Origin of the sequence: Collinsella sp. AF38-3AC (assembly GCF_003474365.1) — a bacterium.
Taxonomy (GTDB): Bacteria; Actinomycetota; Coriobacteriia; order Coriobacteriales; family Coriobacteriaceae; genus Collinsella.
In genome coordinates, this window is record NZ_QROM01000001.1 from 327,689 (window position 1) to 340,613 (window position 12,925).

Consider the following 12,925-nt stretch of genomic DNA (forward strand, 5'->3'; position numbering starts at 1 on the left):
GCAGGCGGGTATACTGCTCAAGAAGAGAACCCCTTGCCCGGGCGCATCTGTATTTCGGACATGTGTAGTGTGGTGCCGCTTATATCGCATTCGAGCAGACAGGTACGCGACGGTCGTCCTAGGGTGCTGAGGTCGACACGATACGTCGCACGACTGTCTGTGTACTCGACTTGCATGTCGTTGGCAACTGCTCCGATTGTCAAAAAAGAGCCTGGCTCGGCATCAACAATCTTGGAATCTTTTATCTTGACCTTGAGCTCTTGGTAAAGGGACGGGCTGTTGTAGTAAACGGTCCGGGTCCCGTCGGTGCACTCATCGGTCGCTTCCCATTTGACGACGGGCTGGTCCGAGCTGGCTATCAGCAGTTCTGCTCCAAAGGCTATAGCATGGGTGATGACAACCAGTAATGCCCAGCCGACAAAGAGATAGAGAACCACATATGCAACGGGGTGTTTTGAGCGGATGTTTTGGAGCGCGTCGGGGGCATTCATGGGGGCACCTCCAAATTGCTGTCTGTGACAATCAAATTATACCCTGCCATCATGAGCGCCGCCTCGAGCGGCGGTTCGGCATTTAGCCATTTAGTGGTACGCAGAAAATGTCGGATTCCGGCTCTACAAGATTTAGCTTTCAATATTATGCAGATGCGAATTATTCAACTTCGCATAATCTTTGGGTGCGGCTTGCACTCCAGGACATGTATATCGACTGAGGTAACACGTCCGCCCCGCTCTCTCGCCGCGCGCCGTGGTACGATTTTTGAGTTTGAAAGTCCCGCCGTGCTCCGGCTGCCCTTGCAGCTCGGCGTGCGGCCGCACGTAAAGGAGCCATCATGGCCGGTATGAACATGCAGCAGATGATGAAGCAGGCTCGCAAGATGCAGGAGCAGCTTGCCGCCGCGCAGGAAAACCTTAAGTCCCAGACCGTTGACGCCTCTGCCGGCGGCGGCATGGTCAAGGTGACCGTTAACGGCGAAATGGAGCTCGTCAACCTCACCATCGATCCCGATGCGCTCGATCCCGAGGACGTCGATATGCTGCAGGATATGATCATGGCTGCCGTCAACGAGGCCGTTCGCGGCGTCAACGAGCTCGCCAACAAGCAGATGGGCGCCATCACCGGCGGTCTCAACATCCCGGGCATGCCGTTCTAAGACGCGCATATATATGAGTGCCAACCATAGCCTGCAAAAATTGCTCGATGAGCTGGGTCGCCTGCCGGGCATTGGCCCCAAGTCGGCTCAGCGCATCGCCTATTACCTGCTCGAGGCCGATGCCGAGGAGGCGCGCCGCCTGGCCGAGGCCATCCTGGAGGTTAAGCAGGAGGTTCATTTTTGCAGCCGCTGCTTTAACTACGCCACGGCCGACGAGTGCTCCATCTGCCAGGATTCGATGCGCGATACCACTCGCATTTGCGTGGTGGGCGAGCCGCGCGATGTCCAGGCGATTGAGCGCACGGGCAGCTACCATGGTCTCTACCACGTATTGGGCGGCGTGATCAGTCCCATGGACAAGATCGGCCCCGAGCAGCTGCACATTCGTGAGCTGCTGGCACGCTTGGGCCACGAGGACATCCACGAGGTCATCATCGCCACCAACCCCAATATTGAGGGCGAGACCACGGCGAGCTACCTGGCCCGCACTATCAAGCCGCTGGGCGTCGAGGTGTCGCGTCTGGCAAGCGGCCTTCCCGTGGGCGGCGACCTGGAGTATGCCGACGAGCTTACGCTTGGGCGCGCCATTGAGGCCCGTCGCACGATTTAGGTGACGAGCCTGCTCCTGCCGTATGTTATCCTCGCGACGCACGGGGTAGCCATAATTTCCCCGTGCGACTGTAAGTTTGTTGTGCAACAAAGATGCTTTGTATCCGCTTATCGCATGGATGCTTTCATTCGCATCCTTAATTTGCCCATTCGTTTCGCAACCTTTTGGGTTCGCTGATACACTCAAATATGGATTCGAATGAATGCGCCGCTCCCGAGCGGCGTGTTTTTGTTGGAGGAGAACGCATGCGGCCCGGTGGCACTCAGACAAAGCGCGGCGCCGCGGTGCGCATGCGACGCCGACTGGGCTTGGCGCCGCGGGCGTACGCACTGCTGTCTTGCTCGCTGGCGCTGGTCGTAGCTGGCGTTTCTGTCTATGGCATGACCGTGCCGTCCATGATGCAGGCGCATGCCGCACGCGAACCGCGCGTGGGGCATGAGGTCAAAAGTGACCTGGGCACCACGACTGGATATGCTTGGGCAAGTGTGGTCGCGCATATTGTGTTTGGCACCGACGACGCGAACGGCGCCGAGGCCCCAGACAACGAAGTCACGCTTGCCAATGGCAAAACCATCGTGCTCACCAACACCAAGATCATCGATCGGTTGTCCAACAATAGCGTGGCGGCAACGGTGAGTAAGGTCGAGCAGCAGAAGGAGCAGGACGCCCAGCAGTCCGGAAAGCCCGGTAGCTCGGATACTTCTGGCTCCGGCTCGGATTCGTCGAGTTCGGGCGGCGGCTCAGGATCGGGTTCCTCTGCCGGAGGGTCTGGAAACGGCGGCTCGACGGGCGGCAACACTGACAACGATGCAAACTCCGGTGGCCTTTCCGCTGCTGAGGAAGAGAGCATTCACAGTTGGCTTGTGACCAAGTACAACATGCTCGACGGCTATGTTTCTCGTGCCAATGACGTGGTCTCGACCTATAACTCTACGGGAGATCCCAGGCCGTGCGACAGCCTGGTCGGGGAGATGTTTGTCATTCGAGCCGAGTTCGGTCGTCAGACATTCTCGCCCCGGTCAAAGTGGTATCAGCAGTACGCCAATCTGTGGGGCTGTTACACCAACCTATGTCAATGGGTCGGCCATTACGGCGATGATGACGTCGCGCTCGGTAACTTCAACAATAACGTGGCGGCGCTTGCCCTATGATGACCGATCTTGCATCCACCACACCACAATCGCTCGGTCGCGATTCCATGGTCGGCCTGCGCCTGGCGCGTGTCGACGGGTTTGAGCCGGCCATTGCGCTCGGTCAGGACGAACTGCCTACCTATCTGCGTCGTTTTACGATGCTGTTTGCCGACGATGCCACCATACGCCGTGGCGGTATCGGCCGCGTGACGCGTGCCGTCAACGCCCAAGGCGAGGCCGTGGCGCTCAAGCAGCTCATCTTGCCGACGCGCGATGAGTTTGACGACGATGCAACTCACGAGGCGCTGGTCGCCAAGTTCAAGGCGGCGTTTCGCGAGGAATATGAATGCCATCGCGCCCTTTCGGGCCTTAAGGGCTTTCCCCGCCTCTATGGCTGGGGCGAGGTCGACGGTGTGCCTGCAATTGTCATGGAATGGGTCGAGGGCGAGACGCTCGCCCGCTTGCGTTCGCGGCTCGCCGTGGACGATGCCGGACGCCTGTCGCCGCTTGTGGCGGCGCGTTTGGGTCGCGACCTGTTCGATCTGCTCTGCCGTATGAGCCTGGTGGGTGAGGGCTTTGTCCATCGCGATATCTCGCCCGCTAATATTATGGTGCGTACGGCGCGTCTACCGCTTGACCGGCAGCTTGCCGAGGGCACCTTTGACCTGTGCCTGATCGACTTTGGCTCGTCGCTGGCGCTTGAGCCTGCGTCGGCCGTGGCTGGTACCGGCGGCAAGGCATCCTTTACCGAGCGCTATGCCACGCTGCGTCGCGCGACGGTTGCCTATGCCCCGCCCGAGATGCTCACCGACGATATTCCCGACCTGCGCGCTTTGCGTATGTCGCCGGCGATCGACGTCTATGCCGCGGCAAGCACGGTTTACGAGCTCATTGCCGGCGTCGCGCCATACGAAGCCGTGCCGAGCATTTCGGGCGCCTCGGGTTCGCGCAAAAAGACGCGCGACATCGCCAGCCCCTACCGTCTCAAGATGGACACGCGGCCCGACTATCCCATTGGTGCCCATGCGCCCGGTTGCGATTTGACTCAGTTGCTTCGTCGTGAGCCCGATGTGGCGCTCGCCGCGGCCGAGCAGGCCCAGCAGCTGGGGCTTGAGCCGGATTCCGAGGAGCTACGCGATGCGCTGGCGTTTGTCGATGCCCAGCTGTTCGACGTGGTGATGGCCTGTCTGTCCAGCTCTCAAAAAGATCGTCCCGAGCCGGCGGCGGTCGAGGCGGCGCTCTCGGCGTTTTGTGACCACTATGCGCAAAATGTCGGTCGTTCGCTCCGTGGCGAGCCGCTCACGCCGTGCCCCATGGATGCGTCCGGCCGCGCGGTTCGTCGCGCGCTGATGGTCGGCGCGGCGGTCGTCTGCGGCGTGGTTTGGGCTGTGGTCGTGGTTTCGGCCGCGCTGCTGGCATCGGGCGCTCGCGTGACGGCGACTTTGGGATCGCTCGTGTGGTCTGGGTCGCTACCGGGTATTATTGCCGCACTGGCGTTGGCGCTGCCAGGCATAGCCGGCGTTGCCGCGGGGGCACTTGCGCGCGATCGGCGCTCGGGGTTCCTGCAGGGTGTGCTTGCGCTTTCTGCCTGCGAGGTTCCGGTATTGGCTGTGGCTGCATGTAGCGTATTTTCTCAACGCGCCGTGATGGGCGGCCTTGTTGCCGCTCTGATTGCAACCTATACGCTTACGTGGTTTTTGCTTGCGATGGGCTTTGCCTTTGAGCTTCCCGTTTCGGCACCGCGACGCACAAAAGCCCAGATGGCGACTCCGCTTGCTGGTGGCGCCGCAGCTGCCCGCACTTTTGGCGGACCTGTCGAAGTATCGTCCGATTCTATTTCTACGACCAAGGAGGCCTAGGTCATGGCATCTCAAGTTGAGCTCACCCCATGCGGCGCCATGTTTGATATCTTTAAGCGCGCGGCGCATCTGAGCCATATCGAGCTGTGTGGCTTGGTGCTTTCGTCCCGTCCGCTCGCCGACGGCCGCAGCCCGCAGAGCCGAGCCGCCGATCGCTCTTGGGTTTCCCGCTTTATCGTTCGCGCGCCGGTCGGCACGCTTCAGCAGCGCTACTTTGCCGAATACGGTACCTCGGCTGCGCGTATTATGTCGCAACTGGCCCTGCGCCAGCGCAATCCCATGGACTCCACGGCTGTAATCAATATGGTCTGCGGTCCTGCAGGTGAACCGATGGTACGCGCGCTCGAAGAGTGCCACCAGGACACGAATCTCTATCGCAACGCGCTCGATCGCCTGTCCCAGGCGGCGGAACTCATGCCCGCCGAGCGCGCCGAGGCCGTGCTGGTGCTGTTTGTCGCCGTCGGTTGTTCGGCGGATGTGCGGTCCTCGGTGAACTATGCCATCGACTACGCGCACGCGACCTGTGGCGGAGGCACATCCACGCCGCGTTCGCTTGGCATGTCGATGACCGCGGGCGAACGCGAACCCGCCCCGGCGCACCCTTTGGGCTTGCTGCGCATACAAAACAGTTTTGTCGTGAGCGCCCCGCGCTGGATTCAGCCGAGTGAGCAGGGTGTTGAGATTGGCGCGCTGGCCACTGGTGAGGGCGATATTACCGACGTCGGCGACGATGTCTCGGCCCGCCATGCCCATATCTGGTGCGATGCTCAAAATATCTGGCACGTCGAGGACTTGTCGTCCACCAACGGAACCGTGGTGGTAAACGGGGCCACGCGTGTCTGCATTCAGGTCGAGCCCGGTCGTTCCGCCCAACTCAATCCCGGCGACGAGCTCAAGCTCGGCGAATCCACTACCTACGCCATCCTCTTCGGTGCCCTCTAGCCGGCAGATAGGGACGCTCCTTTTCTGCCGGCACTTGGGGACACTCCTTGTCGCGCCAGAGCCAGTCGCCCGGGGATGGAGGGGCCATTTTGGCCCTTGGCGGTCACCCAAGGTAAACCTTTACCGCCCACCTATTACCGCCCACCTATATTTGACGAAATATAGCTTGGCGGCGGGGTACAATAAACCCGCATGCGGATTTCCGTTGCGGGCGCTTCCCATCGCCGGGGCGTGCCCGGGAGCATCCGGCATGCGGCCTTTGCGGCGCTCGGTCATGTGCAAGACGGGCGGTCGAGTCTGTGGGGTGCATCAGCTGCCCCTCGCCTCGGCATGCCTTCTCTCCACGCCATGTACCTGCTGCTCAGTCTGCCTGCCAGATGATGGAAGCAACAGCGAAAATCCCATCACGCCAACATCCCGGCGATCGCCGGGGCCTGTATACCTATATGAGAGGAGAGGGGTATATGGCGCGTAAGTTTAAGTCTATGGACGGCAACGAGGCGGCCGCATATGTTTCGTATGCGTACACCGAGGTAGCGGGAATCTATCCCATTACGCCGTCCAGCCCGATGGCCGACCATGTCGACCAGTGGGCGGCCCAGGGTCGCAAGAACATCTTCGGCACCCCGGTCAAGGTCGTCGAGATGGAGTCCGAGGCAGGTGCAGCCGGTACCGTTCACGGTTCGCTGGGTGCCGGTGCTCTGACCACCACCTACACGGCTTCTCAGGGTCTGCTCCTGATGATCCCGAACATGTACAAGATCGCGGGCGAGCAGCTCCCGGGCGTCTTCCACGTCTCCGCGCGTTGCGTCGCTTCCCACGCCCTGAACATTTTTGGCGATCACTCCGACGTCATGGCCTGTCGTCAGACCGGTTTCGCCATGCTCGCCGAGGGCAACGTCCAGGAGGTCATGGACCTCTCGCCGGTGGCTCACCTTGCCGCCATCGAGGGTAAGACCCCGTTCCTTAACTTCTTTGACGGCTTTCGCACCAGCCACGAGATCCAGAAGGTCGCCATGTGGGACTACAAGGATCTGGCCGAGATGTGCGACATGGACGCCGTCCAGGCTTTCCGCGACCACGCGCTCAACCCTGAGCACCCGCACACCCGCGGCAGCCACGAGAACGGCGATGTCTTCTTCCAGAACCGCGAGGCCTGCAACAAGGTCTACGACGAGCTCCCTGCCGTCGTCGAGGGCTACATGAAGAAGATCAACGAGAAGCTCGGCACCGATTACGGCCTGTTCAACTACTACGGCGCTCCCGATGCTGACCGCGTCGTCGTCTGCATGGGCTCCTTCTGCGACGTGCTCGAGGAAGTCATCGACTACCTCAACGCTCACGGCGAGAAGGTTGGCCTGGTCAAGGTTCGCCTGTTCCGTCCGTTCTCCATCAAGCACTTCGTTGACGTTCTCCCCGAGACCGTCCAGAAGATCGCCGTCATGGACCGCACCAAGGAGCCGGGTTCCATCGGCGAGCCGCTCTACCAGGACGTCGTCTCCGCTCTCTACGAGGCTGGCAAGACGGGTATCAAGGTCGTCGGCGGCCGTTACGGCCTGGGCAGCAAGGACACGCCTCCCGCGTCCGCATTTGCTGTCTTTGAGGAGCTCAAGAAGGACGAGCCCAAGCGCGAGTTCACCATCGGCATTGTCGACGACGTGACCAACCTGAGCCTGCCTGAGGCCGAGGATGCGCCCAACACCGCAGCCCCTGGCACCATCGAGTGCAAGTTCTGGGGTCTGGGTGGCGACGGTACCGTCGGCGCCAACAAGAACTCGATCAAGATCATCGGCGACCACACCGACAAGTACGTCCAGGCCTACTTCCAGTACGACTCCAAGAAGACCGGCGGCGTCACCGTCTCGCACCTGCGCTTTGGTGATTCCCCGATCCGTTCGCCGTACTACGTGACCAAGGCCGACTTTGTCGCCTGCCATAACCCCAGCTACATCGTCAAGGGCTTCAAGATGGTCCGCGACGTCAAGCCGGGTGGAACCTTCCTGGTCAACTGCCAGTGGAGCGACGAGGAGTTCGCCGAGCACATGCCCGCCGTGGCCAAGCGCTACATCGCGAACAACAACGTCAACGTCTACCTGATCGACGCCATCGACCTGGCGGCCAAGGTCGGTATGGGCAAGCGCACCAACACGGTGCTCCAGTCCGCCTTCTTCGCGCTGGCCAAGGTCCTGCCCGCCGAGGACGCCCTGCAGTACATGAAGGACGCGGCTACCAAGTCCTACATGAAGAAGGGCCAGGCCATCGTCGACGCCAACCATAAGGCCATCGATGCTGGCGCTACCGCCTTCCGTAAGTTCGAGGTTCCGGCCGACTGGGCTACCGCCGAGGATGCCGCTCCCGTCGAGCTCTCCGAGGAGACCAAGTCCGCCATCGCTCAGCAGGTCAAGAACCTGCTCGAGCCCATCGATCGCATGGATGGCGACAGCCTGCCCGTTTCCGCCTTTGTCGATTGCGCCGACGGCCAGTTTGAGCTGGGCGCCTCCGCATACGAGAAGCGCGGCGTCGCCGTGGTCGTTCCCCACTGGGACGAGACCAAGTGCATCCAGTGCAACCAGTGCGCCTATGTGTGCCCGCATGCCACCATCCGTCCGTTCGCGATGACCGAGGACGAGGCTGCCGCCGCGCCCGAGGCTACCCGCACGCTCGACGCTATGGGCCCCAAGGCCAAGGGCATGAAGTTCACCATGGCCGTGTCCCCGCTCGACTGCATGGGCTGCACCAACTGCGTCAAGGTCTGCCCCAAGGGCGCCCTCGAGATGGTTCCCACCGAGCAGGAGATGGACCAGCAGCCCGTTTGGGACTACATGGTCGAGAACGTCTCCGAGAAGAAGGAGCTCATCGCGGCCAACGTCAAGGGCAGCCAGTTTAAGCAGCCTTACCTGGAGTTCTCCGGCTCCTGCGCCGGCTGCGCCGAGACCGCCTATGCACGTCTGGTGACCCAGGTCGCCGGCGACCGCATGTTCATCTCCAACGCCACCGGCTGCTCCTCCATTTGGGGCAACCCCGCTGCCACCGCTCCTTACTGCAAGGACAAGGACGGTCACGGCCCGGCGTGGAACAACTCCCTGTTCGAGGACAATGCCGAGCACGGTCTGGGCATGGCCGTGGGTTACGAGGCCGTCCAGAACAAGCTGATCGCCGCCACCCAGGACATCATCGCCGCTGACGGTCCGTCCGACGAGCTCAAGGCCGCCGGTCAGGCTTGGATCGACTCCGTCAACGACGCCGAGGCCTCCAAGACCGCTGCTGCCGCCTACGTTGCCGAGCTCGAGAAGTGCGGCTGCGACGCTTCCAAGGCGATCCTCGCCGACAAGGCTTACCTCACCAAGAAGTCCTTCTGGATCTTCGGTGGCGACGGTTGGGCCTACGACATCGGCTTCGGTGGCCTGGACCACGTCCTGGCTTCCGGCCACAACGTCAACGTCTTCGTCTTCGATACCGAGGTCTACTCCAACACCGGTGGTCAGGCCTCCAAGGCCTCGAACCTGGGCCAGGTCGCTCAGTTCGCCGCTGCCGGCAAGGTGACCAAGAAGAAGTCCCTGGCCGAGATTGCCATGAGCTACGGCTACGTCTACGTGGCACAGGTTGCCATGGGCGCCAACCCGGCTCAGACCCTCAAGGCCATCCATGAGGCCGAGGCCTACGACGGCCCGTCCCTCATCATCGGCTACAGCCCCTGCGAGATGCACTCCATCAAGAAGGGCGGCATGCAGAACTGCCAGGCCGAGATGAAGAAGGCTGTCGAGTGCGGTTACTGGAACCTCTTCCGCTTCAACCCCGAGGCTGCTGCCGGCAAGAAGTTCTCGCTCGATTCCAAGGAGCCCGCGGGCGGTTATCAGGAGTTCCTGATGAACGAGGCCCGTTACGCTTCGCTGACGCGTTCCTTCCCCGAGCGCGCCGAGGAGCTCTTCAAGGAGAACGAGCAGGCCGCCATGGATCGCTACCAGCACCTGCTGAAGCTCAAGACGGTGTACAACGAGGCCTAGGTCTCTCACCGCAGGATCTGAGGGCTGACCTTCGCGGACGTCCTCGGACATGAAAGAACCCCCGCTGCGCACTTCGTGCGGCGGGGGTTCTTTCGTCCTGCGGAATGTCCGCGAAGGTCAGCCCTCAGATCCTGCTACGACTACGTCCTCGGATTGTGGGGCTGAACGGGGGGCGTGGTTGGCAGGGCCTTTTGTCCCGGTTGCTGTTTCGCGGCATTGCCGCGAAACCACGCGCTTCTCTGGGTATAGAGGGGGAGCTGATAACAAGCAACGCCTTATTGGAGTTGTTTTGCCAGTTCAAAAGCCCATCAATGATCTTACTAGGTGGCATTAAAACTCCTAAATGACAAAAATTGGTAGATAGGATTGCCCCTATAAGTACAAAAATTGGCAGTTAGAAATGACCCAAATCATACAGAAATTGGCAGATAGCGAAGATTCGCTTAGGTCTCAAAGCCATCGAACCGGCGCGGTACCATGCAAAAAGGCTGGGGACGCTGTTGCTTGCGTCTCCAGCCTCTTGATTACTACTTTGGGCCCCGTGATGGGGTGTGGTTGGTGCTGCTAGTCCGGTTTACCTTGTCTCGCCGGTTTCGGTGCGCAGACGGTAGCCGTGGACCAGGTCGCTGATGGCCGGCCAGGGAATCTGGCGATCGACCCAAAATTGCAGCTGGACCAGATAGCGCTCGGTGGCGCGGGTGAGGGCGGCAAACTGCTCATGGGTCTCGACCTGGGCGTAGAGGTCGCGGCTGCGGGCGAGGACGGCGGTCGTATCGTCCATCTTGCCGGTGACGTCAAAGGCGCCCGAGAACCAGTCGCACAGGCGCGCGGCGCTGTTGTTGAGGGTGGCCAAGTCGGCGGTGTTACCGTTGACGTTCTCGGCTGCCTGGGCGCGCAGGAGCGAAAGGGCATCGGCAGCGTTCATGCAGTAGCCGACGGTAAAGTTCCATACTGCGAACTCGCGGCCAGTGTCGAGCTTGCGGCGACGCATATAGTCGATATCGCGCGGCTCCTCAAGCATCATTTGGTCGGCAAGGGCTTCTAGCGAAGTGGTGTACTCTGCAAGGTCGAGTACAAGCAGGGTGTCGATACTCATCATCTTTAGGCCTCCGCTTCGATCTCGACGATTTCGTTTTTGATGTACATGCCCTGATTGTCCCAAATGTTGCGACAAGCGGTGGCAAAGCGCTCGCGGTCGGCCTCGCAGATGCGGGCAAACATGTCGCAGGTGCCAAAAGGCTCGCAAACATCAAAGAAGATACAGACCGAAGACCAGCCGCCGTACCAGCTCACCGCACCCGCCGGCTCGTTAAAGACGGGATTCTCGATGTGTTCGTAGTTGGCGATGGGGCCCGATACGGGATAGGTCACCTCGGTATCGCAAATCTTTGCCGAGAAGATGCGCGACTCGACCGGACAGGACGCTTCGAACAATCTGCATGCTTCGGGCGCTTTGTCCCAGAGCATGTCGGCGAGAAACGTCTCACCATTCAGCGTAATCTTGAGCATTTTTGTCATAGTAAGGACCTCCTCAATCCGTCGCTCAAGGGGCTCGCTGGCGGATAAAGGAGAAGACAGCCACGGGGTCGCCGAACCCAAACTTCACGACAGATGCCTGCCGCCCCAGCCCGTGCTGTACTTGGCTAAAGTATCACGCCTTGGGAGCCGAAGCAATATCCCTGTTTAGATTTTTTTGGACGCTTGGGCACAGCGCAACTTGTTCACAGTCGCTTACCGCAGGGTGAAGCACGATCGACTATCCTTTTTGTTGGATGAAAAGCCCCATGTTTTTGCAGGGATGCATACTCGTCCTATAAGTGCATAGAATCTCGTATAGTGCGAGTAAGATATTATGCTGCCCGTTTTGTGTTTAGCAGAGATATAGTTTGTATAATCCAACATAATCCTTGCTGTATTCAAATAAAGTCGCACGTAAATGGCGTAGATATGTCTGAGCTGGGGTTCTGTACGCTGAGCGGATAAAAACGACCGTTCACCGCTCCACTATTTTCAAAATGAATAAAATGAGCGATAAAGAGAATATAAACCTTAATAAACTCGCGTATCGCACGGACGCGGGTTATTAATGGGTTGTAGGCCTTTTACAGAAAGGATTCCAGCAATGTCTAAGCCTCTTGGCAAGCCCGATCGTATTGTCGTCGCCCTCGGCGGCAACGCCCTCGGCAACAACCCCGTCGAGCAGATCGAGGCCGTGAGCAACACCGCCCACGCTCTCCTCGGTCTTATCGAGCAGGGCAACGAGATCATCATCACCCACGGCAACGGCCCGCAGGTCGGCATGATCCAGAACGCCTTCGCCGCTGCCCACGACGCCATCGGCACCCCCGAGATGCCGCTGCCCGAGTGCGGCGCCATGTCCCAGGGCTACATCGGCTACCACCTGCAGCAGGGCATCGGCCGCGAGATGCACAAGCGCTACAAGCGTTGGCACGCCGCCACCGTCGTCACCCAGATCGAGTGCGATCCGGATGATCCCGCGTTCAAGAACCCGACCAAGCCGATCGGCCCCTTCTACACCGAGGAGCAGGCCAAGGAGTTCATGGCCGAGGACCCCTCCAAGGTCTTCGTCGAGGATTCCGGCCGCGGCTGGCGTCGCGTCGTCGCCTCCCCCGATCCCAAGAAGATCGTCGAGGCTGACTCCATCCTCAACCTGCTCGACAATGAGTTCATCGTCATCGCCTGCGGTGGCGGCGGCATCCCCGTCGTCCGCGACTACGAGAACAAGGGCTGCTACAAGGGCGTTCCCGCCGTCATCGACAAGGACCTGGGCGGCGAGCTGCTGGCCGAGGACTGCGACGCCGACGTCCTGTTCCTGCTGACCGCCGTCGAGCATGTCGCCATCAACTTCGGCAAGCCCAACCAGGAGGAGCTCGAGGACCTCACCGCCGACGAGGCCGAGCGCCTGGCCGACGAGGGCCAGTTCGGCAAGGGTTCCATGGAGCCCAAGGTCCGCGCCGCCATCAAGTTCGCCCGTTCCCGCAAGGGCCGCACCTGCATCATCGGCGCCCTGGACAAGGCCGCCGAGACCATGGCCGGCCTCTCCGGTACCCGCATCCACGAGTAGTCTCTACTCCGTTGCCTCTCTCGTGGGCGCCAGGCAAAGCGCCCACAAACTACCTCTCTTCATGAGCCCCGCAGTCCGCTCCGACTGCGGGGCTTTTGCTATTGAGTTGTGAGCATATGGGGGAGGTAAACAAGATCAA

Annotated in this window: 10 protein-coding genes; 7 read left to right on the plus strand and 3 right to left on the minus strand. The window is 60.7% G+C overall.

Annotated elements, in window-relative coordinates; all coding sequences use genetic code 11:
• Window positions 1-17 precede the first annotated feature (17 nt).
• Complete coding sequence (locus DW029_RS01260) at window positions 18-491, minus strand: hypothetical protein (protein ID WP_118345074.1); 474 nt, start codon at window positions 489-491, stop codon at window positions 18-20.
• Between the two features lie 341 nt (window positions 492-832).
• Between DW029_RS01260 and DW029_RS01265 the strand changes: the two genes are divergently transcribed.
• From DW029_RS01265 to nifJ, 6 genes are all read left to right on the plus strand, one after another.
• Window positions 833-1,153 (plus strand): YbaB/EbfC family nucleoid-associated protein, encoded by a 321-nt coding sequence (locus DW029_RS01265; RefSeq protein ID WP_006235174.1) that lies wholly within the window; start codon window positions 833-835, stop codon window positions 1,151-1,153.
• Window positions 1,154-1,166: 13 nt separating this feature from the next.
• On the plus strand, window positions 1,167-1,763 hold the full coding sequence (gene recR / locus DW029_RS01270; protein ID WP_089573257.1) for a recombination mediator RecR: 597 nt from the start codon (window positions 1,167-1,169) through the stop codon (window positions 1,761-1,763).
• Between the two features lie 245 nt (window positions 1,764-2,008).
• Window positions 2,009-2,914: a hypothetical protein gene (locus tag DW029_RS01275; protein ID WP_118345075.1), complete on the plus strand. Its 906-nt coding sequence runs from the start codon at window positions 2,009-2,011 to the stop codon at window positions 2,912-2,914.
• A complete protein-coding gene (locus tag DW029_RS01280; RefSeq protein ID WP_118345076.1) occupies window positions 2,911-4,755 on the plus strand; it encodes a hypothetical protein in 1,845 nt (614 codons plus the stop codon). Before DW029_RS01275 ends, DW029_RS01280 begins: the two co-directional genes overlap by 4 nt.
• A 3-nt stretch (window positions 4,756-4,758) precedes the next feature.
• Complete coding sequence (locus DW029_RS01285; RefSeq protein WP_117648550.1) at window positions 4,759-5,697, plus strand: FHA domain-containing protein; 939 nt, start codon at window positions 4,759-4,761, stop codon at window positions 5,695-5,697.
• Window positions 5,698-6,161: 464 nt separating this feature from the next.
• Window positions 6,162-9,701 carry a pyruvate:ferredoxin (flavodoxin) oxidoreductase gene (gene nifJ, locus DW029_RS01290; protein WP_118345077.1) on the plus strand — a complete coding sequence of 1,180 codons (3,540 nt, stop codon included), beginning with the start codon at window positions 6,162-6,164 and terminating at the stop codon, window positions 9,699-9,701.
• Between the two features lie 574 nt (window positions 9,702-10,275).
• On the opposite strand, the gene DW029_RS01295 is transcribed toward nifJ, so the two are convergent.
• Together DW029_RS01295 and DW029_RS01300 are read right to left on the minus strand one after the other, a co-directional pair.
• Window positions 10,276-10,800, minus strand: a complete 525-nt coding sequence (locus tag DW029_RS01295) for a hypothetical protein (protein WP_117735413.1) — start codon at window positions 10,798-10,800, stop codon at window positions 10,276-10,278.
• Window positions 10,801-10,802: 2 nt separating this feature from the next.
• Complete coding sequence (locus tag DW029_RS01300; protein ID WP_118345078.1) at window positions 10,803-11,219, minus strand: DUF3830 family protein; 417 nt, start codon at window positions 11,217-11,219, stop codon at window positions 10,803-10,805.
• Between the two features lie 604 nt (window positions 11,220-11,823).
• Between DW029_RS01300 and arcC the strand changes: the two genes are divergently transcribed.
• Window positions 11,824-12,786 carry a carbamate kinase gene (gene arcC, locus DW029_RS01305; protein ID WP_006235166.1) on the plus strand — a complete coding sequence of 321 codons (963 nt, stop codon included), beginning with the start codon at window positions 11,824-11,826 and terminating at the stop codon, window positions 12,784-12,786.
• Window positions 12,787-12,925 lie beyond the last annotated feature (139 nt).